This is a genomic window from Micromonospora sp. FIMYZ51 (genome assembly GCF_038246755.1).
Taxonomy (GTDB): Bacteria; Actinomycetota; Actinomycetes; order Mycobacteriales; family Micromonosporaceae; genus Micromonospora.
In genome coordinates this window covers 5,025,196-5,046,374 of the sequence record NZ_CP134706.1, presented here as the reverse complement: position 1 = coordinate 5,046,374, position 21,179 = coordinate 5,025,196, and the positions used below count along the sequence as shown (strand labels likewise).

Genomic DNA, 21,179 nt, shown 5'->3' with positions numbered 1-21,179 from the left:
TATCCGGCCGTTACCTTCGCCGCACGGCCTCCTCGACCAGATCGAGCACCGGGCCCAGGTCACCGGCCGGACGTCCCATGGCCAGGTGCAGCACCAGGCCGTCGTAGGCCAGTTCGAGGAAGCGGGCCAGCACGTCGATCGGTACGTCCGCGCGGAGCACACCGGCTTCGCGTTGGCGCGCCAGCCGGTCCCGGGTCGCCTCGGCGATGGCCGCCGAGCGTTCGGCCCAGCGCTTGGCGAAGGCCGGGTCGGTACGCAACCGCCGGGACACCTCCAGCTGGCTGCCCAGCCAGCCGGTGGTGTCCGGGGAGACCGCCCGGGCGAGCAGGTCCCGCATCACCTGGACCAGACCGTTGCGGGCGACGGTCTCCACCATCACCGCCGCGTCGTCCTCGGCCACCGCCAGGAAGAGGGAGTCCTTGTCCCGGAAGTGGTGGAAGATCGCCCCCCGGGACAGTCCGGTCGCTTCCTCCAGGCGCCGTACGGTGGCGCCCTCGTAGCCGTGCCGGGCGAAGCAGCCCCGGGCGGCAGCGAGAATTTCCTGCCGGCGGGCGTCAAGCTGGTCCTGACTTACTCTGGGCACGTCACGATCGTGTCAGCTCACCTGGCGTGACGCAAACCGTACGTACGGCTTGGAAATGTGGTCGGGCCGGGACTCCTCGGCCGCGTGGTGACGGATCGAACCGAACGCGTAACACCCGGACCTGTCGGGCGAGTACCCAATTCCCGTAAGGTGCCCAAGTGCCGCTGCTCCTGCTGGATCTGGACAACACCCTGCTCGATCGGGCCGGGCCGTTCCGTACCTGGGCAGTGCGCTTCCTGGACAGCATCGGCGCGCCGCCGGACGACATCGACTGGCTGCTCTCCATCGACGCCGACGGGCTGACCGACCGCTGGGACGTCGCGGACGCCATCCGGGACCGCTACCGGCTCCGGATCCCCTCCATCGACCTGGTCGAGGAGCTGCACGACGGGGTGGTCGAGTACACCCGGCTGGACCCGTTGGTCGCCTGCGCGTTGCGGATCGCCGATGACGCCGGCTGGATGCCGGTGGTGGTGACCAACGGCGCGGTGCGCCAGCAGGACACCAAGATTCGCCGTACCGGACTGGACCGGTACGTCGCCGACTGGGTGATCTCCGAGGAGGTCGGGGTCAGCAAGCCCAATCCGCGGATCTTCGCCCTGGCGGCCCAGCGGGCCCGGATGCCGTTGCGCGGCGCCTGGGTGATCGGCGACGGGCCGGAGGCCGACATCGGCGGTGCCACCGCGGTCGGCCTGCCCAGCGTCTGGCTGCACCGGGGCCGGCCGTGGACGGACGCCCGGTTCGCACCCACCGCGACGGTGGACACGGTGATCGCCGCCATCGCCACGATCATGGGCGCCTGACGCTGCCGCAAAACCGGTTGACCAGCATTCCGGAGTACGACGAGCATGGTCGGCGCGCACCGTGCGTGCCGGGCGTGCGCCCGGTCGAGGAGAGGGGGTCGGTCATGGCCGTCTTCGCAGGCCGATTCCTGCCGCCACGCACCTTCTCGACAAAGGGACGACAAGCGCGATGCGCGATCAAGATTCCTCGGCGTGGGAACGCCGGGGCCGCGGCCGACGCCGCTTCGATGACGACGAACCACACTTCCTGAAGCGGGGGCGGCCGGCCGAGGCTGCCGCACCCCCCGCCGACGAACCCGACCCTGATCCGGGCCCGGCCTGGTCCTCCTGGGACGACGCCGTGCACGGACCGCAACCGTATCCGGCCTGGCTGGTCACCGAACTGGCCGCGCGGGACACCGAACTCGGGGTGCTCAAGACCGGCAAGGAAGCGGACGTGCACCTGGTCCGCCGAGCCGTTCCCGACACCGACCGGTCCTGCCTGCTGGCGGCCAAGCGCTACCGCGACCCCCGGCATCGGCTCTTCCACCGGGACGCCGGCTACCTGGAGGGGCGGCGGGTCCGCCGGTCCCGGGAGATGCGGGCGATGACCGGCCGGACCGCGTTCGGCCGGCAGATGATCGCCGGCCAGTGGGCGGCGGCGGAGTTCGGCGCGTTGGCCCGGCTCTGGGAGATCGGTACGCGGTACGGCACGATCAGCGTCCCGTATCCGGTGCAGTTGCGGGGCACCGAGCTGATGCTTGAGTTCGTCGGTGATCCCGACGAGGGACGCGCCGCGCCCCGACTGGCCGAGTTGCGCCCGGACCCGGCCGAGTTGCGCGGGCTGTGGGAGCAGTTGGTCGACGCCCTGATCGTGCTGGCCCGGGCGGGCTACGCGCACGGCGACCTGTCGCCGTACAACCTGTTGGTGCCTGCCGGTCGACTGGTGCTGATCGACCTGCCGCAGGTGGTCGACGTGGTGGCGAACCCGCAGGGGCGCGACTTCCTGGCCCGGGACGTGGGGATCGTGACCCGCTGGTTCACGGCTCGCGGACTGCCGCCGGATCTCGCGGATCCGACCGCGCTGACCGAGCTGCTCTGCCGCGAGGCGGGCCTGCGCTGAAGGGCCTGGCCGGCCCGGCGGTGAGCCCCGCCCGGGTCGGCCCGACCCGGTGACTCGCGGTGACTCCCGGTGGCGGGCGGACCCGCGCTACGGGCGGGCGGGGCCTGATCGGCTTCGGGTAGGGCGGGCGGGCCTGATGGTGGGCTCCGGGCGGGGGTGAGCACCCGGCCCGGAGCCCGCCCGTGCTCGTGCGCCGCCGGCACCGGTCACCGCTGCTGGGCGTACCTACTGGAGGTAGCGCTCGACCTCCGGCACCGGGCGAGCGCCCTGCGCGTCGGGGTCGCCGTGGGCCTGGCGGGCAGCGCGGCGGCGACGCAGCAGGTCCCAGCACTGGTCCAGGGATTCCTCCAGCTCGCGCAACCGGGTACGGGCCTCGTCGTCGGTGCCGGACTCGGTGGCCTGGGCCGCCGCCCGCAGCCGGTGTTCCTCGTCGACCAGATCGGAGATCCGGCTCAGGATGGTCTTGTCGTCCATGCCTCTGAGCCTGGCACAGCGAGGCGGGGCGCGCCCGGAATCCTGGCGGCGCGCCTGGCCCAGCGAGGCGGGGCGGGCCCGGAATCCGCGTGGCGCGCCTGGCCCAGCGAGGCGGGGCGGGCCCGGAACCCTGGCGGCGCGCCTGGTCGGGTGCCGCCTGGTGTGGTCGTCCGGCGCTTCGCCGGGCGCGGCCAGCAGCCGAATGGCGAAGATCACCAAGGCGGCGGTGCTGGCCGCGTCGCATGCTGAGGGCGTGTCCCGGTCGGCTGGTCCAGCACCCTCCGCCGACTCCGGCACCCCGCATTTGAGCAGGGGAAACGTGGCAACGCTCGGCTATTGCGGCCAAGCGTGGCGGGCCTGGCGCGGTGCGGCCGAGCCGGCTGAGCAGCCTCGCTCTGTTGTGGACAGTGGGAATGTCGACCATGAAGATTTCTCGTTATGCGACTAGTTTGGACCGCCACCGCAATGTCATGCTCTTTGCGACCATAGCAATTCGAAGAGTAAGGTCCCCTACCCCCGGGGCCTCTCTAGGTGGGAGTCGACCACGACATGTCCGTCCAAACCAGACGAGTGGGATCGATACCTCTGCGGCATGTGGTGCCGAGCCTGATCCGCGAACCGGCACGGGCCCTGGTCGGATTCGGCGAGCGATCCGGCGGGGAGGTGGTCCGGCTGAACCTCGGCTCGTTCCGCCCCTACCTCATCACCCATCCCGAGCATCTTCAGCGCGTGCTCCGCGAAAAGGCCGACAACTATGTCCGGGCCGGCGACGGTCTACAGTGGCGACCCCTGAAGCGGCTCTTCGGTGAGGGCATCCTCAGCGACGGCGAGCACTGGACGAACAGCCGACACATCCTCCAGCCGCTGTTCACGGCCCGACGCATCGACGGCCTGGTCGACCGCCTCGCCGTGGCGATCGAGGAGGCCATCGACGAGTTGGAGGAGCCGGCGCGGACCGGCCAGCCGGTGGACATGGGCACGGTGCAGGCCCAGATCGTCTGTTCGGCGATCATGCGGGTCTTCTTCGCCGACAAGATCACCGTGCCGGACGCGATGCGGATCATGGAGGCGCAGGACGCCATCGCCTGGTCGGTGATGCCCCGGATCATCGTGCCGTGGGCGCCGACGGCCGCCCCGATGCCCGGCGACCGGGCGTTCCGGCGCGCCGTGCAGCTCATCGACGACCTGCTGTTGCCGACGATCCGGGCGGCCCGCGACACCGCTCGCGACGGCGACGACGACATCATCTCCACGCTGTGGCGCGGGCGCACCGAGGACGGCGGCCAGCTGGACGAGCGCCAGGTCCGCAACGACACGGTGGCGATGGTCGCCACCACCACCGAAACCACGATCAGCGTGCTCACCTGGCTCTGGCCGCACCTCGACCGCGACCCGGCGATCGCCACCCGGCTGTTCGAAGAACTCGACCGGGTGGTCGGCGACCAGCCCGTACGCCACCAGCACCTGCGCGAGCTGCGCTACACCCGGCAGGTGCTCGACGAACTGCTGCGGCTCTACCCGATCGGCTGGCTCTTCCCCCGGATGGCGGTCGAAGAGGACGTCATCGGCGGAGTGCGCGTCCCGGCCGGCGCCACCCTGGTGGTCAGCCCGCTGATCACCCAGCGCATGTCGATGTTCTGGGACCGGCCCGAGGTTTTCGACCCCGACCGGTTCAGCCCGGAGCTGGTCCGCAGCCGCCCCCGGTACGCGCACTTCCCGTTCGGCGGTGGCCCGCACCAGTGCCTCGGGATGCACCTGTTCTACCTGGAAGCGACGCTGATCGTGGCCACCCTGCTGAGCCGGTTCCGGTTCCGGCTGCAACGACCGAGCCTGCCCGGCATCAAGGTGGCGGCGGCGTTGCGCCCACTCGAGCGGGTCGAGGCGACCCTGCACCGGCTGCCGGGTGCCGCCGCGTGACCGCCCGCACCGAGACGCCAGCCACCGGCGACGTAGCCGGCGCGGCGCCCCCGAAGGGCCAGCCCACGGTCGATCAGATGATGGTGGCCGCCGAGCAGGGGCGGATCTGCGCCCTGGTCGCCCAGGGGCAGCGTGACCTGGCAAAAGTCGCCGCGTCCCATCCGGACCTGTTCCCCGACAAGCCGTTCGACGCGGCGCTCTTCGGCAACGTGGCGATGGCCATCGCCTTCGGTGCCCCCTGGTGTGATCCGGCTCAGCTACGGATCACCAACCGCGCGGTGCTCTGGGGGTTCGCCGTCGACTGGCTGATCGACCACGAGGCGCGATCGCGCGACGAGATCGACCGCCTGACCACACGCTGCCTCGCCGTGGCCGACGGCGCGCCGCCGGAGAGCGACGACGCCCTCGGTATCTTCCTCGCCGAGTTGCGTGACGAACTCGCGACCGTGCCGGCCTTCGCCGCGTACCGGGACCGGTTGCGGGAAGAGATCCGCAAGGTACTCGCCGCGATGGCCCGGGAATGGGACTGGAAACAGAACGCCGGCACGTTACCCGACTTCGCGCAGTACCTGGACAACGCCGCAAACCTGGCCTGCACCGTGGTGAACGTCGTGCACTGGATCCACACCGACGACCCCGCGACACTGGCGCAGCTGGACGCGCTGCTGGCCGCGAGTGATCAGGTGCAACGGATCCTTCGACTCGTCAACGACCTCGGCACGTACGAACGCGACAGGCGCTGGGGAGACCTCAACGCGCTGATGCTGGTGTCCCGGGCCGAGGTCGAGCAGCGGATCGCCGAGCTGGTCACCGAGGCCGGCACGATGCTTGAGCCGCTGCGGGACAGCTGTCCGGTGCAGGCGGACTACCTGGCCCGACAGATCGGGTTCAGCAGTGGTTTCTACCGGTCCACCGATTTCTGGGGCGTGTCGTGACCGCCGCGGCGGTCAGCAGGCAGACGGGGGAGGGATCGGCACCGGCCGGCGCGGACGAACTGCTCGCGTTCCTGGACCGGGAACCGGCCGGACAGGTGAGCAACTCGGTCTACGAGACCGGGCGACTCGTCTCCGACGCCCCGTGGCTCGGCGGACACGGCAAGCGGCTGGCGTACCTGCTCGCGCGGCAGGGCTCCGACGGCAGCTGGGGCCCGCCCGGCGGGTACGCGTTGGTGCCGACGGCGAGCGCGGTGGAGGCCCTGCTCGCCGAACTGGTCCGGGGCGGTCCGACCGGTCCGGCGGCAACCAGCGGTCCCGAGTTGCCGGCCGCCGCCGTTCGCGGCCTGGCCGCGCTGGCCCAGCGGCTCGCCGCCGGTACGGCCATGCCGGACACCCCGGCCGCCGACCTGATCGTGCCGGCGCTGGCCGACCGGATCGGCGCACATCTGCGGCAACTGGACGGCGGATACGGTCCGGCGCTGCCGACGGTGGACCGGTGGCGGATCGACACGGTGAACGCCCTGCTCGCCACGGACCGCCCGATGCCCAGCAAGCTCTGGCACGCCTACGAGGTGCTCGGGCCGGCCGCCGCCCGCCGCGCCGACGTCGCCCCGATCGACGGTGCGGTGGGTGCCTCCCCGGCCGCCACCGCGGCCTGGCTCGGTCACCGGCGGACCGCGGACCCTGCGGCGCGGGCGTATCTCGACGCCGTGGTGGCCCGGCACGGAGGTCCCGTGCCGTGCTGCACCCCGATCACGACCTTCGAGCGGTCCTGGGCCGTCGCCACGCTGGTCCGGGTTGGGCTGCCGATCACTCCGCCGCCGGGTCTGGTGGCGCAGTTGACCGCCGCGCTCGGGCCGACCGGTGCGGCGACCGGCCCTGGGCTGCCGACCGACGCCGACACCACCTCGGCCACCCTGTACGCGCTCGCCGGGCTGGGCCGCCCGGTGGATCCGGTCAGCCTGCTCCACTACGACCTCGGCAGCCACTTCTGCACCTGGCAGGGGGAGGACGGCCAGTCGGTCACCACGAACGCGCACGTGCTCGAGGCGCTGGGCTGGCACGTTCGGCACACCCGGGACGGTGCCGAGCGGTACGGCACCCGGGTGACCGGGCTCGCCGGTTGGCTGCGCGACAGCCAACAGTCCGACGGGCGGTGGACGGACCGGTGGCACGCCTCGCCGTACTACGCCACCTGTTGCGCAGCGCTGGCGCTTGCCGGTCACGCGCCGGCCGACGTGGCCGACCCGGCCGTCGACCGCGCGACGGACTGGGTGCTGGCCACCCAACGCGACGACGGCGGTTGGGGTCGCTGGTCGACCACCGTGGAGGAGACGGCGTACGCCGTGCAGGTGCTGCTCGGCCCGGGTCGTCCGCTCCGGCCGCAGGTGCGGGCGGCGGTCGCTCGGGCGCTGGAGCCGCTGCACACCGAGCCGGCCGAACACCCTCCACTGTGGCACGACAAGGATCTCTACGCACCGTTGCTGATCGTCCGGGCGGCGGTGCTCGCGGCGCGGTATCTGGCGCTCGCGATCACCGATTCGACCCACGGCAGCGGACCGATCCCACGCCAACAGGGGGCCGACCAGGGCATGATCACGACCGCTTGAGTTGCTGCGGTGACGCTGTTAGCGTGCGCCGGGGTCGGTGCGCGTAACGCACCGCTGACTGACAGATCAACTCGTTCAGGGCCAGGGACGGTGTAATGGGTTCCCGCAGTTCGAATCTGCGTACCAAGGTCGTGGCTCTGCTGGCATCGCTGGTGGCGCTCTGGAGCTTCACCGCATGGGTCACCGTCCGAGAGGGAGTCAACCTGATCGGCGTGCAGGCGCTCGACGTGCGGGTGTTCGACCCCACCGAGCCACTGCTGCTTCAGCTCCAGTTGGAACGGCGCAGCTCGCTTGTCTACCTTGGTCGACCGGACGAGGCCCTGCGTGGCGAGCTGGCGCAGCTGCGTCAGCGTACCGACCAGCTGGCCGCGGAGTTCGCCGAGTCGGTCGACAACTGGCAGGTGAGCCTGCTCGGCAGCAAGGATCTACACGAGAGCATCACGCTGCTCCAGCGCGGGCTGGACGAGCTGGCGGAAACGCGGACCGCAGTGGACGAACGCAACATCGGCCGCAGCGAGGCCGGGGTGGCGTTCACCGAACTCATCGAGGCGATCTACCAGGTCTACGACGAGCTCGGCAACCTCGACGACGACGAGGTCGCCGAGAACACCGCCCAGCTGATCCGGCTCAACCGGGCCCGGGAGCTGCTGTCCCAGGGCGACGCCATGCTCGCCGGTGTGCTGGCCGCCGGCCGGATCACCGCCGCCGAGCGGGCGGAGTTCACCCGGGTCGTGGGCGCTCGTCAGTTCGTCGCCGAGCAGGCGGTCGTCCGGCTGCCCGATGCCGACCAGCAGCGCTACGCACAGATGATCGCGGGTCCGAACTTCCAGCGCCTGGCCGCGCTGGAAAACGAGATCATGGTGGAGTCGGACTCCTCCCGGCCGCCCTTCACCAGCCAGGACTGGGCCGAGGCCACGGGTCCGGCGCTTATCGAGATCGGCGATGTGGTGCTGGCCGGTGGCGACGAGATCGTCAAGAGCGCCACCCCGGTCGCGATCGGGGTCATCGTCCGACTGGTGCTCGCCGCCGGTCTCGGCCTGCTCGCGGTCATCGCCTCGGTGGTCGTCTCGATCACCACCGCGCGGGCCCTGGTCCAGCAGTTGCAGCGGCTGCGTGACGCCGCCTTCCAACTCGCCAACGAGCGACTGCCGGACGTGGTGGACCGGCTCGGGCGCGGCGAACAGGTGGACGTCGCCAAGGAAGCGCCGCCGCTCCAGTTCGGTGACGACGAGATCGGCCAGGTGGGTAAGGCCTTCAACGTCGTGCAGGAAACCGCCGTACGGACCGCGGTGGAGCAGGCCGAGCTGCGTCGCGCCGTCCGGGACGTGTTCCTCAGCCTGGCCCGGCGTACCCAGGCCCTGGTGCATCGCCAACTGACCCTGCTGGACGCGATGGAGCGGCGGGAACACGACGCGGAGGAGCTGGAGGATCTGTTCCGCGTCGACCACCTGGCCACCCGGATGCGGCGCAACGCCGAGAACCTGATCGTGCTCTCCGGCTCGACCCCGGGCCGGGCCTGGCGGCGCAGCGTGCCGATGGTGGACGTGATCCGTGGCGCGGTCGGCGAGGTCGAGGACTACACCCGCGTCCAGGTGCTCCCGATCAGCGGCGTGTCGCTGGCCGGGCGAGCGGTCGGCGACGTGATCCACCTGCTCGCCGAGCTGATCGAGAACGGGCTGTCCTTCTCCCCGCCGCACACCACGGTGGAGGTGCGCGGGCAACTGGTCGCCAACGGTTTCGCCATCGAGATCGAGGACCGCGGCCTGGGGATGACCGAGGACGATCTCGCCGCGGCCAACCACCGCATCGTGGACCGCAGCGAGCTGAACCTCGCCGACGCGTCCCGGTTGGGCCTGTACGTGGTGAGCCGGCTTACCGACCGGCACGGGGTGCGGGTACGGCTCAAGGAGTCCGCGTACGGCGGCACCACCGCCGTCGTTCTGATCCCGAGTGACCTGATCATCACGGAGGGTGCCGAGCCGGGTGCTCCGGCCGGTGCCCGGACCGAGAACGTGGCAAGCGGCCCGGCCCCGGCCGGTCGCGTCGAACGATCGGGTGCCCCGGTCGCCCTCGCCGCACCGGCGGGTCCGCCCGCACCCCGCCCAGCCGAGGCCGACTCCGGCACGGGAGCCGGGGCCGAGCGCGGTACCGACGCACCGACCGAGGTTCACCTCGCCGACGACTCCGGCGCTGGGCTGCCGACCCGGTCCCGGCGTCGACCCGGTCACTCCGCTCTGGACGGACCGACCATCCCGATCGCGCTGCCGGTCACCTCGACGCCGCGCGGCGAGGGCGTACCGCGCCCGCCGCACCGACCGGGCGCGACCGGCGAGCCGGCCGACGCGGTGCCTGCGCCGGGCGCTGCGCTGCCGAACCCCGGGGCGACCGCGACCGGTACGCCACCGGCGAACAGTACGGCGAGTGGTGTTCCGCTGCCGGGTACCGAGGCGGCGACCGAGCCGGGCGGTGCCGCCGGTGCGGCGGCGGAGTCGGACCGCACCGAGTCGGGCCTACCGGTCCGGATCCGCCAGGCCAGCCTGGCACCGGCGCTGCGCGCCGAGCCGGACAGCCCGGAGGAGAGCGAGGACGTGATCCGCGAACCCGAGCAGGTGCGGCGCATGATGAGTTCGTACCAGACGGGCACCCGGCGCGGACGCTCCGACGCCGCCCGGTTGCTCGACGGTGGCGGTGGGTCGGCTGACGAGGGCGAGTCCGACGGCGCTGGCCAACAGGCGACCTGACCGGTCCTGTGCGGCGATCCGCATGACCGCTGGTCAGGCCCAGATGAGCACGGCGATGAGCCGGGGGAGAAGAGGACGACGAAGTGGCGCAGAAGACGGCTTCGAGTGCCGACCTGACGTGGTTGCTGGACGATCTGGTCGGCCGGGTCAAGCAGGCCGAGCACGCGGTCGCGCTGTCCGCCGACGGCCTGCTGATGGCCTCCTCGCAGGGGCTCAGCCGCGACGACGGCGAGCACCTGGCGGCGATGGCGGCCGGCATCCAGAGCCTGGCCCGGGGCGCGGGCAAGCGGTTCGGTGGCGGGCAGGTGCAGCAGACAATCATCGAGATGCAGTCGTCCTTCTTGTTCGTCACAGCCGCCGGTCGCAACGCCTGTCTCGCGGTGCTGGCGAGCGAGGACGCCGACGTGGGGCTGATCGCTTACGAAATGGCCATGCTGGTGACCCGGGTCGGCAAGTACGTTGCCTCGCCGTCTCGGTCAGCCGAGCAAACAAACGGGGAGAAGTAGTACGTATGACGGTGCAGGGAGAATCTGCCGAACATCAGTGGGTTGACGACCATGCTGGTCCGGTGGTCCGTCCGTACGCGGTGACCGGCGGCCGGGCCCGCCCGGTCACCGGCACGTTCGACCTGATCTCCCTGGTGACGGCGACCCGTAAGGACGTGTCTCCGGAGATCGGTCTCGGCCCGGAGCATCTGGCGATCGTCGGACTGTGCCAGCGGATGCAGTCCGTCGCCGAGATCGCGGCACATCTGGACCTGCCGGTAGGCACCGTGCGGGTCCTGCTCGGTGACCTGGTGGCACGCAACCTGGTACGGATCCGGGAGCCGCAGAGCACCGTCGGCGTTCCCGACCACAGCATCTTCGAGGCGGTTATCAATGGACTACGGGCACTCTGAGCGGCCGGCCGTCGCACTGCCCACGGCGATCAAGATTCTGGTCGCGGGCGGCTTCGGGGTGGGCAAGACCACAATGGTCGGTGCGGTGAGCGAGACCCGTCCGTTGCGCACCGAGGAGGTGCTCACCGAATCGGGCGTCGGCATCGACGACCTCTCCGGCGTCGAGGCGAAGCAGACCACCACCGTGGCGATGGACTTCGGTCGGATCACCATAAGTGACGATCTGGTGCTGTACCTGTTCGGTACCCCCGGGCAGGACCGGTTCTGGTTCGTCTGGGACGAGCTGGCGCTCGGCGCGATCGGTGCCGTGGTGCTGGCGGACACCCGCCGGCTGGCCGACTGTTTCCCCTCCATCGACTACTTCGAGGGACGGGGCACACCGTTCCTGGTCGCGGTCAACTGCTTCGAAGGCGCCCGCACGTACCGGCTCGACGAGGTGCAGGCCGCGCTGAATCTCGATCCCGAGGTGCCGGTGCTGCTCTGCGACGCCCGGAACCGGGAGTCGGCCAAGGAGGTGCTGATCACCCTGGTGGAGCACGCCATGAAGATCCGGGACGCCCGCCGCCGGGCCGACTGACGCCGGGCCGCCGGCCGACCGACGCCGGGCCGCCGACCCGACTGACGCCGGGCCGCCGGCCGACCGACGCCGGGCCGCCGACCCGACTGACGCCGGGCCGCCGACCCGCCGGGCCGCCGAGCCGCCGGGCCGACCCGCCGGGCCGCCGGGCCGCCGACGCCGACCGGATCGGCGGTCGGCGACGATCCGCCCGCCACGTCGGCCGTAGCGGCCCGCAGACGACAAAGGGCTCCTTCCCGCACTGGCGCGGGAAGGAGCCCTTCAGTTCGGGTACGTCAGCTGGCGATCATGCGCCGCAGCACGTACTGCAGGATGCCGCCGTGCCGGTAGTAGTCCGCCTCACCGGGGGTGTCGATGCGGACCACCGCGTCGAACTCCACCCCGCCGTCGGTGGTGACCTTCACCGTACGCGGGGTCGAGCCGTCGTTGAGCTCGGTGACCCCGGTGATGGTGAACGTCTCGGTGCCGGTCAGCCCCAGCGAGTCGGCGGTCTCGCCGGCCGGGAACTGCAACGGCAGCACGCCCATGCCGATCAGGTTGGAGCGGTGGATCCGCTCGTACGACTCGGCGATCACCGCCTTGACCCCGAGCAGCATGGTGCCCTTGGCCGCCCAGTCCCGCGACGAGCCGGAGCCGTACTCCTTGCCGGCCAGGATGACCAGCGGGATGTCGGCGTCCTGGTAGGCCATGGCGGCGTCGTAGATCGAGGTCTGCTCGCCGGTGAGGTGGTTGACGGTGAAGCCGCCCTCCACGCCCGGGACCAGCTGGTTGCGCAGCCGGATGTTGGCGAACGTGCCGCGGATCATGACCTCGTGGTTGCCCCGGCGCGACCCGTACGAGTTGAACTCGTGCCGCGGCACGCCGTGCCCGGCGAGGTACTCGCCGGCCGGGGAGTCGGCCTTGATGGAACCGGCCGGGGAGATGTGGTCGGTGGTCACCGAGTCGCCCAGCTTGGCGAGCACCCGGGCACCGGCGATGTCGGCCACCGGTGCCGGCTGCTGCGCCATGCCCTCGAAGTACGGGGGCTTACGGACGTAGGTGGACTCGCCGTCCCAGGCGAAGGTGTCGCCGGTCGGCGTCGGCAGCGACTGCCAGCGCTCGTCACCGGCGAAGACGTCCGAGTACGCGGCGCTGAAACCGGTGGCGCCGATCGCCGAGGCGATGACGTCCTGGATCTCGGCGGTGCTCGGCCAGATGTCGCGCAGGAAGACCGGCTGGCCCTCGCTGTCCTCGCCGATCGGCTCGTTGGCCAGGTCGATGTCCATCGTGCCGGCGAGGGCGTACGCGACCACCAGCGGCGGCGACGCCAGGTAGTTCATCTTCACGTCCGGGTTGATCCGGCCCTCGAAGTTGCGGTTGCCGGAGAGCACCGACACGACGGCGAGGTCGGCCTCGTTCACCGCGGCCGAGACCTCCTCGGGCAGCGGGCCGGAGTTGCCGATGCAGGTGGTGCAGCCGTAGCCGACCAGGTGGAAGCCGAGCTTCTCCAGGTACGGCGTCAGGCCGGCGCGCTCGTAGTAGTCCATGACGACCTTGGAACCCGGCGCGAGGGTGGTCTTCACCCACGGCTTGCGGTTCAGGCCCTTGTCCACCGCGTTGCGGGCGAGCAGCGCCGCACCGATCATCACCTGCGGGTTTGAGGTGTTGGTGCAGGAGGTGATGGCGGCGATCACCACCGCGCCGTGGTCCAGTTCGTACTCGACCCCGTCGGTGCCGGTGACCCGGATCGGGTTGGTGGCCCGCCCACCGGCACCGACCGCCGCGGTCACCAGGTCACGCGGGGCGTCGGCCGGGTCGCTCACGTCGTTTGCCGGCGGGTCGCTGGCCGGGAACGACTCCGCGCTGGCCTCGTCGGCCGGTCCGGCCGCGCCGAACGGCTTCTCCTGCTGCGGTACGCCGGGCTTGCGGCCCGGGTCGCCACCGGTCTCGTCGGCGGCGACGTAGTCGGTGAGCGCGGCCCGGAACAGGGTCTTGGCGTTGCCCAGCGGCACCCGGTCCTGCGGGCGCTTCGGCCCGGCGAGGGAGGGCTCGATGGTGCCCAGGTCGAGCTCCAGGTGCTCGGAGTACTCCGGCTCGGCGTCCGGGTCGTGCCAGAGCCCCTGCTCCTTGGCGTACGCCTCGACCAGCGCGACCTGCTGCGGGTCGCGGCCGGTCAGCTCCAGGTAGCGGACGGTCTCCGCGTCGATCGGGAAGATCGCCACGGTGGAGCCGTACTCCGGGGACATGTTGCCGATGGTGGCCCGGTTGGCCAGCGGCACCGCGCTCACGCCGGGGCCGTAGAACTCCACGAACTTGCCGACCACACCGTGCTTGCGCAGCATCTCGGTGATGGTGAGCACCAGGTCGGTGGCGGTGGTGCCGGCCGGCATCTCACCGGCGAGCTTGAAGCCCACCACCCGCGGGATCAGCATGCTCACCGGCTGGCCCAGCATCGCCGCCTCGGCCTCGATGCCACCGACGCCCCAACCCAGCACGCCCAGGCCGTTGACCATGGTGGTGTGCGAGTCGGTGCCGACGACGGTGTCCGGGTACGCCTGGCCACCGCGCTCCATCACGGTGCGGGCCAGGTACTCGATGTTGACCTGGTGCACGATGCCGGTGCCGGGCGGGACGACCTTGAACTCGTTGAAGGCGCTCTGGCCCCAGCGCAGGAACTGGTAGCGCTCCTTGTTGCGCGCGTACTCCAGCTCGACGTTGCGCTCGAAGGCGTCCTCGCGGCCGAACAGGTCGGCGATCACGGAGTGGTCGATGACCAGCTCGGCGGGGGCGAGCGGGTTCACCTTGGTCGGGTCGCCGCCGAGCTCCCGGACGGCCTCCCGCATGGTGGCCAGGTCGACCACGCACGGTACGCCGGTGAAGTCCTGCATCAGCACCCGCGCCGGGGTGAACTGGATCTCGACGTTCGGGTCCGCGTTCGGGTCCCAGGCGCCGAGCTGGCGGATGTGCTCGGCGGTGATGTTCGCGCCGTCCTCGGTCCGTAGCAGGTTTTCCAGCAGAATCTTCAGGCTGTAGGGGAGCCGTTCGTGGCCCTCCACCTTGCTGATCTTGAAAATCTCGTAGCTCGCGTCTCCGACGCGCAGCTGGGTCTTCGCACCGAAGGTGTCGAGGCTCGCCACGTCGTACTCCTTCACACCAGCGACCGTGAGTAGTCCTGAGCAGTCTGTCGCACCGGCCGGAGCGCCGCCGAGCTTAGGCAACACTTACCGCCGATTCTCGCTGTCAACAAAACCGTACGTCCGTCTTGCTATCAGGTCAACCCAACCGCCGAGCAACCCACCCCACCCCCACCCCCCGCCCTATCCGTTGATCATGAGGTTAGCGGCAGTTTGAAGATCAACGACTGCCGCCAACCTCATGATCAACGGGGTGGGGGCGGGGGTGGGGAGGGGTTGGGGGTGGGGGTGGGGGTGGGGGTGGGGGTGGGGGTGGGTGAAGGGCCGACCCCTGGGTGGGGGTCGGCCCTGCGGGTGTTCGGGGTGTCAGCTGGTGGCGCTGTAGCCGCGGGTGGCGATCCAGTCGGCGAGGTTGTCGGTGGTGATCCAGTATTCGGCCTGGTTGGGGTCGGCGGAGTCGGCGATCTTGACCTGGTCGCCGCCGTCGCGGTAGCCGGTGACGCTGACGTAGTGGCCGCCTTCGAAGCTGTGGGTGGTGCCGTTGGTGTCGGTGGTGGTGCCGGCGATGTTGGCGACCACGGCGCGGCCGTCGTCGATGGTGCGGACGATGTCTTCGCGCAGCTTGTCGGTCTGCTTGTGGTCAGCCTTGGGGTCGCGGATCTCGACGGACTTGTAGACGTTCTTGCCGGTTTCCTTGTTCAGGATGGGGGTGATGTCGTTGATGGAGTTGGTGCCGGCTTCGGTGGTGCCCATGCGCTTGGCCATGTCGTGCTGGTCGATGTTCTTGCCCTGGACGCTGAGGGCGTTGCGGGCGGCGGCGGGGCCGCAGTAGTAGAAGGTGTCCTGGGCCTGGTAGCGCACGTCGAGTTGGCGCTCGCCGTTGGGCTTGCGGTCGGCCTGCACGGCGGCGGCCGGCACGGCGGCGGGGGTGGCCTGGGCGGCGATGGCGGGTGCGGCGATGCCTCCGGCGGTGGCGGCGGCAGCGGCGATGGTCAGGGCGGTCTTACGCAGCATGGTGGTACGCATGATGGGGTTCCGCCTTCCGTTCGGGGGTGTGGCGGCAGGTGATCGACCCGTCCGGTGGGGGATGGGGATCTGCGCTGCCGTGCGGGGAAAGATCAGGGGGTACGCCTGGCGGGGGGTGCTCGGGCGTCCAGGGGGATGTAACGATCCCGGGGGGTCCCGCATTCCAGCGGGTTCCGGGAGGTGGCGCGGCGGGGCCGGGGGAGCCCTCGCGGTATGCCATGTACAACGCCCCGGGCTGGGGCATCATTCCACCGCCGGGGTGCACCGGCTCACAGGCAGCGGCTCCGAACCGGTCAATCGCCCTGAACATCGCACAGGCAGCGGCTCCGCACCGGTGAATCGCCCCGAACATCGCACGACAGCGGCTCCGCACCGGTGAATCGCCCCGAACATCGCACGACAGCGGCTCCGCACCGGTCAATCGCCTTGAACATCGCACAGGCAGCGGCTCCGCACCGGTCAATCGCCCGCCGTCGCACAGGCAGCTGTCCCGCGCTGGCCGTCGCCCCGAACGGCGCAGCCGCGCGGTACCGATCGCGTGGGTCTTGGTGCGGAAGTGTCCCATGCCTGGGTGTTTCGTCCCGGGATGCGTGCGGATGAGGGCTGTTTTCGTGTGGGAGGAGGGGGAAAGCGGGCCGGGTCGGGGCGGTTGACGCGGGGGAGGACGTGGGATGTGGCAGCACGCCAAGCTCGCCGCCAGCCGTGAGCGCCCGGCCCCGGTCGCCGGTGCGCCGCTGTGGTGCAACGCGCGCGATTACGGCCTTCAGGGCGACGGGGTGGCCAACGACCAGCCCGCGTTGTCGGCCCTGGTGGAGCGCCTGGGGGAGGGGTACGCCGCCGACGGGCGGGCGCGCGTGATCTACTGCCCGCCGGGGATCTACTCGATCCGGGACGCGGGCACCGTCTGGCGCAGCGGGGTATCCCTGCTCGGCGCGGGAGCGGGAGCAACCCGGTTCATGCTGAGCAACGAGGGCAACCGGGCCGACCCGACGCCGCTGGCCTTCTGGACCACCGTGCAGCACGGCGCCGACCGCGACCGGCACATCGCCGACTGCACCTTCGCCGACTTCGAGATCGACGGCTCCGGCGTGGCCATGGCGGAGTACAACTATCTCGCCAAGGGGCTGGGCCTTCAGTACGTGGTCCGGGGAGTCTTCCGCAACCTCTACATCCACCACACCGGTGCCACCGGCCTGGGTTGTGACTTCCTCCAGGACTGCCTGATCGACGGGGTGGTCGTGGTCGGCTGCGGTCGGCTGGACAACGGTGAGCAGATGGGCGGCGCGGGTATCGGCATCGGCATCGGTGGCTGGGGAGCGGTGGAGCGGTGCACCATCACCAACTGCACCACGCTTGGCAACGGCACCAACGGGATCTTCCTTGAGTTGCAGAAGCCGTACTGGGAGCCACCGCGTGGTTACCGCATCATCGGCTGCCACAGCCAGGCCAACCGGTTCGGCATCTCCGACTGGGGCGCCGACGGCCTGATCGTCTCGGCCTGTACGGTCACCGGCAACCTGGAGGCTGGCTTCGACATCTCCGGTAACGGCACTGCGGGCGTCGCCGGCCGGGGCGGCATCCTCACCGACTGCGTGATCGACCGCAACGTACGCGACGGGGTCAGCGTGGGCAACACGCCCGGCTCGTACACCATCCGGGGCAACCGGATCAGCGGCAACGGCGGGCACGGCTATCACCAGCACAACCTGGGCGACGGCTATCAGTTCCCGGCCTCGGAGATAGTCATCGACGGCAACGACTTCTGGGACAACGGACTGGACGCGATCCGGATCGACCGGCCGATGATCGACGCGGTGGTGGTCGACAACCGGATCCGCAACAACGGCCGGCAGTGCGACCCGGCCGCGACCGGGGCCGGCGACTCGGTCTGGTACGCCCGCCGCGGCATGACGGACCGCACCGCCTCGTGGCGGACCGACGGGCACCGGGGCAAGACGTTGCGGGTGGGTTCCCGGGTCGCGGTGGTGGTCAGCAACACCGACACCGACCTGGCCCTGGCTGACCTGCGGCCGGACGCGAACAACGCGTGGAACGAGGACATCCCGCCGCCCGGTGCAACGTACGAGCTACCCGCCGCAGCGCCGATCCGGGCCGGCATCACCGTCAACGCGCACCTGGAGTCGGCAACGATCCGCGGCAACCGGATCTGGGACAACCGTCCGGAACCGACCCAGAGCTACGGCATCTGGGTCACCGAGCGGGGCAGCTGTGTCTCCTGCCGGGTCGAGGACAACGACCTCGCCGGCAACGCCGACGGAGCGCTGCGGCTGGACCAGCGGCCGGAGGGCGGTCGCTGGCACCGCAATCACACCGAAGTGGACTGAGCGCCTCAGTCGGCGTCGTCGGCCGGGGCGGTCGAGGTCACCTCGGCGTGCCGGTCGCGCAGCCGGGCCCGGATCTCCTCCGGGGTGTACGCGCGCCGCCGCCGCTCGGCCCGCGCGATCACCACGCCGGACGCCGCGACACCGGCCAGTCCGGCCAGACCGAGGACCTTCCACCACCGCATCCGTTGCCGCATGCGCATAGGGTAGTCCCTCATGAGCATCAGCCTGGACGAGGCGGTGGAGCTGACCCGTACCGGCGACGTGTGGGTCTTCCGGGGGCGCAGCGTGCCCGATCGGGCCATCCAGCTGACCACCAACAGCCCGGTCAACCACGTGGGCATGGCGGTCGTGCTTGACGACATGCCGCCGCTGATGTGGCACGCCGAGCTGGGCAGGTCGCTGCCGGATCTGTGGACCGGCACCCACCAGCGCGGTGTGCAGCTGCACGACCTGCGGGACGCGGTCTGCGTCTGGGCCAACCGGTACGGTCAGCGGGCCTGGCTGCGTCAGCTCGACCCGCCTGCCGACCCGGAGATGGAAGGCTCGGTGTTGCGGACCATCGCCCGGCTGGACGGCATGCCCTTCCCGTCCACCGCGCAGCTGGCCTGGCGGTGGCTGCGCGGACGGGTGCCGAGCCCACGGTTGCCGAGCCCACGGTTGCCGCGACCGTTGCGGCGGCCGGACCGCGCCGGGGCCGGTCCCCGGCAGCACGCTGAGCCGGTGGCCGACCGGGCCCTGGAGACCGCGTACTGCGCCGAGGTCGTCGCGGTCACCTACGAGGCGATGGGACTGCTGCCCGCCGGCCGCCGGCCGAACTGGTACGACCCGGGACGCTTCTGGAGCGGTGACGACCTCGGTCTGGCCGGCGGTGCCCGGCTGGGCAGCGAGATCGAGGTGCGGATTCCGCCCCGCTGAGGTTTGACCGTCGCGGCGGCCGGCAATTGCTTGCCGCGTGACTGCCTCCACCGACCTCGACACGTTGACCGACTTCTTCGACCGGTACGGCGTGGCCCTGACCGCTGGCGACCTTCCCGCGATCGCCGGCTGCTATGCCCTGCCGGGGCTGGTGGTCGCCGACACCTACAGCTTCTCGTTCACCTCACCGGCAGCGGTGGCACTGTCCTTCGTGGGCGCTGCACCGGAGTACGCCGAGCGGGAACTGGTCGCCGCGCACGCCGACATCGAGCAGGTGGACCAGGTTTCCGCCCTGCTCACCATGGTCGCCGTGCGGTGGGAGTTCCTGGACAGCCAGGGCCGGTCGGTGCCCGGTGAGCGCTACCGCTACCTGCTGCGGAGCACCGATGACGGACCGCTCATCTGCACCGTGCTCCGGACGGGCTGAGCCGGCGTGCCGGTGCTGCGGCCGGTGCTCGCAAGTTGTCCCGGAGATCGGCCCGTCCACTAGGCTGCGCGTCGGTGACGACAGGGGGACCTATGTCCGAGCGGCCGGCCGACGACCAGACCGGTGAAGTGACCGACGAAACGACCCACCGGTGGGCGTTGCCCAGGATGATCGCCTCGGCGCCCTGGGTGGTGCTCCTGGTGGGTGTCGCGGTGTTGGCGGTGCTGCTGGTGGTGGCGATGCTGTCGTTCCGGGGACCGGAGCGGCCTACGGCGTGGGCACCCGGGCCGCCGATGGTTCTCCCGGCCCCGCCGGACGCCACGGGCTCCGTCGACCCGTCGGACGCGGCGGCGCCGACGGGGACGGTCGTCCCGACGGGCAGCCCTTCGGCGGTACCGACCGCGTCGACCACCTCGGCAACGGCGTCGCCGTCGGCCCGGGCGTCGGCCGGCACCGGGTCGCCGACGCCGGCCGCTGGTCGGCCGCCGGCCGCCACCGCTCCCGCAGCTGCGCCGTCGGCCACCGGCTCGGGCGTACTGACCGCCAGCTATCGACTACAAAGTGTCGACGGTGACTCGTTCCAGGCCGAGCTGGTGGTACGCAACGGCACCGGCCGGTCGGTCGACTGGTGGGTCGATCTGGCCTTCACCGCCGAGGTGGCCGGGCTGCGTGCCTCCAGCGGTCCCGGCGTCTCGGTGAGCATCAAGGGTGGCGGAAGATACCTGCTCAGCGGCAGCAGGTCGCTGGCTGCCGGAACGCAGCAGACGGTGCAGCTGCGGGTCACTCGCACCGGGGGCGGGGAGTACCCGACACAATGCACGGTCAACGGGGCTGCCTGCGGGGCGGGCTGAGCGTACTGTTAGGAATCCTGGGTTTTCGTCCGGTACTTCCGGGTGCTGCTCTTGATCGTTACGCTGGCCGGGCCGCCTGCTGAGGAGAGACATGTCCGGTATGCGCCGCGCTCCGCGAGATTTCCCGCACGGCTCGACCGTTGCCTTCTCACCCTGGATCCTGGTGTCGGTCGGAGTCGTCGCGATGATGGTGCTGCTCGTCATCGCGGCCACCGTGTACCGGGCTCCCGGACCGGAGTTCGATCCCGGTCCGCCGGAACCGCCGCGGGCGGCCCCGCCGCTGCCGGCGGAGCGGGCGTCCTCCACCGGGCAGGAGCAGGCGGAGGCGGCGGCACCGGCCGTGCCCGGCCTGTCGCCGCGCCGGACGGATCTGCCGAACCCGTCGGCGACGCTGTCGGCACTGCCCGAGCCGTCGGTCGTGCCCGAGCCTCCGAGCGGCGTTGCGCCGCCACCGCAGCAGCCTTCGACGCGGGCCCCCGCCGCCCCGCCGCCGGCTGCCCCGCCGCCCGCCGCTCCGCCGCTGGAAGCGCGGTACCAGGTGATCCAGACGTTCCCGGGGGGCTTCATCGGGGAGCTGTCGATTCGTAACGTCTCCCGTGCCGACCTGGATTGGGAGGCGCGGGTGGCGTACCCGGGTGGCCGGGTGGTCACGGCGTGGTTGGAAGGTGTTCCACAAGGGACTTTCAGGGACCGGCGTGGCACCCTGACCTACCGCAGCGGCCCGAACCTGGCCGCCGGTTCCTCGGTGCTGCTGCGCTTCCACATCGAATCCGCCGGTTCGCGCCCGGCGAGCTGCGCGGTCTCCGGGCGTAGCTGCATCCTCCGCTGACCGGCGCGCACGCCAAGGGAGCGGGCCCGAGCC

Annotated in this window: 19 protein-coding genes; 14 read left to right on the top strand and 5 right to left on the bottom strand. The window is 71.2% G+C overall.

The window, feature by feature from the left end:
- Nucleotides 1–10 precede the first annotated feature (10 nt).
- On the bottom strand, nt 11–583 hold the full coding sequence (locus QQG74_RS22495) for a helix-turn-helix domain-containing protein (RefSeq protein WP_341716738.1): 573 nt from the start codon (nt 581–583) through the stop codon (nt 11–13).
- A 158-nt stretch (nt 584–741) separates the two neighbouring features.
- Between QQG74_RS22495 and QQG74_RS22490 the strand changes: the two genes are divergently transcribed.
- Nucleotides 742–1,386, top strand: a complete 645-nt coding sequence (locus QQG74_RS22490; protein ID WP_341716737.1) for an HAD family hydrolase — start codon at nt 742–744, stop codon at nt 1,384–1,386.
- A 169-nt stretch (nt 1,387–1,555) separates the two neighbouring features.
- Nucleotides 1,556–2,488, top strand: a complete 933-nt coding sequence (locus tag QQG74_RS22485) for an RIO1 family regulatory kinase/ATPase (protein WP_341716736.1) — start codon at nt 1,556–1,558, stop codon at nt 2,486–2,488.
- Nucleotides 2,489–2,713: 225 nt separating this feature from the next.
- Here the strand turns inward: QQG74_RS22485 and QQG74_RS22480 are convergent, their stop codons facing one another.
- The gene (locus tag QQG74_RS22480) at nt 2,714–2,962 is read right to left on the bottom strand and encodes a DUF2630 family protein (RefSeq protein ID WP_341716735.1); all 249 of its coding nucleotides are present in this window, start codon (nt 2,960–2,962) and stop codon (nt 2,714–2,716) included.
- A gap of 579 nt (nt 2,963–3,541) precedes the next feature.
- Between QQG74_RS22480 and QQG74_RS22475 the strand changes: the two genes are divergently transcribed.
- The 7 genes from QQG74_RS22475 to QQG74_RS22445 all read left to right on the top strand — a co-directional run bounded on the left by QQG74_RS22475 (nt 3,542) and on the right by QQG74_RS22445 (nt 11,640).
- Nucleotides 3,542–4,879, top strand: a complete 1,338-nt coding sequence (locus QQG74_RS22475) for a cytochrome P450 (protein WP_341721317.1) — start codon at nt 3,542–3,544, stop codon at nt 4,877–4,879.
- 77 nt (nt 4,880–4,956) lie between these two features.
- Entirely contained in the window at nt 4,957–5,814 is an 858-nt protein-coding gene (locus tag QQG74_RS22470; protein WP_341721316.1) for a terpene synthase family protein, read from the top strand.
- Entirely contained in the window at nt 5,811–7,424 is a 1,614-nt protein-coding gene (locus QQG74_RS22465; RefSeq protein ID WP_341716734.1) for a prenyltransferase/squalene oxidase repeat-containing protein, read from the top strand. Before QQG74_RS22470 ends, QQG74_RS22465 begins: the two co-directional genes overlap by 4 nt.
- A 95-nt stretch (nt 7,425–7,519) precedes the next feature.
- Nucleotides 7,520–10,165 (top strand): nitrate- and nitrite sensing domain-containing protein, encoded by a 2,646-nt coding sequence (locus tag QQG74_RS22460; RefSeq protein ID WP_341716733.1) that lies wholly within the window; start codon nt 7,520–7,522, stop codon nt 10,163–10,165.
- A gap of 83 nt (nt 10,166–10,248) precedes the next feature.
- Complete coding sequence (locus QQG74_RS22455) at nt 10,249–10,671, top strand: roadblock/LC7 domain-containing protein (RefSeq protein ID WP_341716732.1); 423 nt, start codon at nt 10,249–10,251, stop codon at nt 10,669–10,671.
- Between the two features lie 5 nt (nt 10,672–10,676).
- Nucleotides 10,677–11,063, top strand: a complete 387-nt coding sequence (locus QQG74_RS22450; RefSeq protein WP_341716731.1) for a DUF742 domain-containing protein — start codon at nt 10,677–10,679, stop codon at nt 11,061–11,063.
- Nucleotides 11,044–11,640, top strand: coding sequence for an ATP/GTP-binding protein (locus tag QQG74_RS22445; protein ID WP_341716730.1), 597 nt, complete (start codon nt 11,044–11,046; stop codon nt 11,638–11,640). The genes QQG74_RS22450 and QQG74_RS22445 overlap by 20 nt, the downstream gene beginning before the upstream one ends.
- 275 nt (nt 11,641–11,915) lie before the next feature.
- Here QQG74_RS22445 and QQG74_RS22440 read toward each other — a convergent pair whose 3' ends face one another.
- A complete protein-coding gene (locus tag QQG74_RS22440; RefSeq protein ID WP_341716729.1) occupies nt 11,916–14,771 on the bottom strand; it encodes an aconitate hydratase in 2,856 nt (951 codons plus the stop codon).
- Nucleotides 14,772–15,119: 348 nt separating this feature from the next.
- On the bottom strand, nt 15,120–15,779 hold the full coding sequence (locus QQG74_RS22435) for a C39 family peptidase (RefSeq protein ID WP_341716728.1): 660 nt from the start codon (nt 15,777–15,779) through the stop codon (nt 15,120–15,122).
- 671 nt (nt 15,780–16,450) lie between these two features.
- Between QQG74_RS22435 and QQG74_RS22430 the strand changes: the two genes are divergently transcribed.
- Nucleotides 16,451–18,124, top strand: a complete 1,674-nt coding sequence (locus tag QQG74_RS22430; RefSeq protein ID WP_341716727.1) for a right-handed parallel beta-helix repeat-containing protein — start codon at nt 16,451–16,453, stop codon at nt 18,122–18,124.
- Nucleotides 18,125–18,129: 5 nt separating this feature from the next.
- Here QQG74_RS22430 and QQG74_RS22425 read toward each other — a convergent pair whose 3' ends face one another.
- Nucleotides 18,130–18,318: a hypothetical protein gene (locus QQG74_RS22425; protein ID WP_341716726.1), complete on the bottom strand. Its 189-nt coding sequence runs from the start codon at nt 18,316–18,318 to the stop codon at nt 18,130–18,132.
- 19 nt (nt 18,319–18,337) lie between these two features.
- Between QQG74_RS22425 and QQG74_RS22420 the strand changes: the two genes are divergently transcribed.
- From QQG74_RS22420 to QQG74_RS22405, 4 genes are all read left to right on the top strand, one after another.
- The gene (locus QQG74_RS22420) at nt 18,338–19,039 is read left to right on the top strand and encodes a hypothetical protein (protein ID WP_341716725.1); all 702 of its coding nucleotides are present in this window, start codon (nt 18,338–18,340) and stop codon (nt 19,037–19,039) included.
- Nucleotides 19,040–19,076: 37 nt separating this feature from the next.
- On the top strand, nt 19,077–19,466 hold the full coding sequence (locus QQG74_RS22415; RefSeq protein WP_341716724.1) for a hypothetical protein: 390 nt from the start codon (nt 19,077–19,079) through the stop codon (nt 19,464–19,466).
- A gap of 92 nt (nt 19,467–19,558) precedes the next feature.
- Nucleotides 19,559–20,317 (top strand): hypothetical protein, encoded by a 759-nt coding sequence (locus QQG74_RS22410; RefSeq protein ID WP_341716723.1) that lies wholly within the window; start codon nt 19,559–19,561, stop codon nt 20,315–20,317.
- Between the two features lie 91 nt (nt 20,318–20,408).
- Nucleotides 20,409–21,146: a cellulose binding domain-containing protein gene (locus QQG74_RS22405; protein WP_341716722.1), complete on the top strand. Its 738-nt coding sequence runs from the start codon at nt 20,409–20,411 to the stop codon at nt 21,144–21,146.
- Nucleotides 21,147–21,179: the final 33 nt, after the last annotated feature.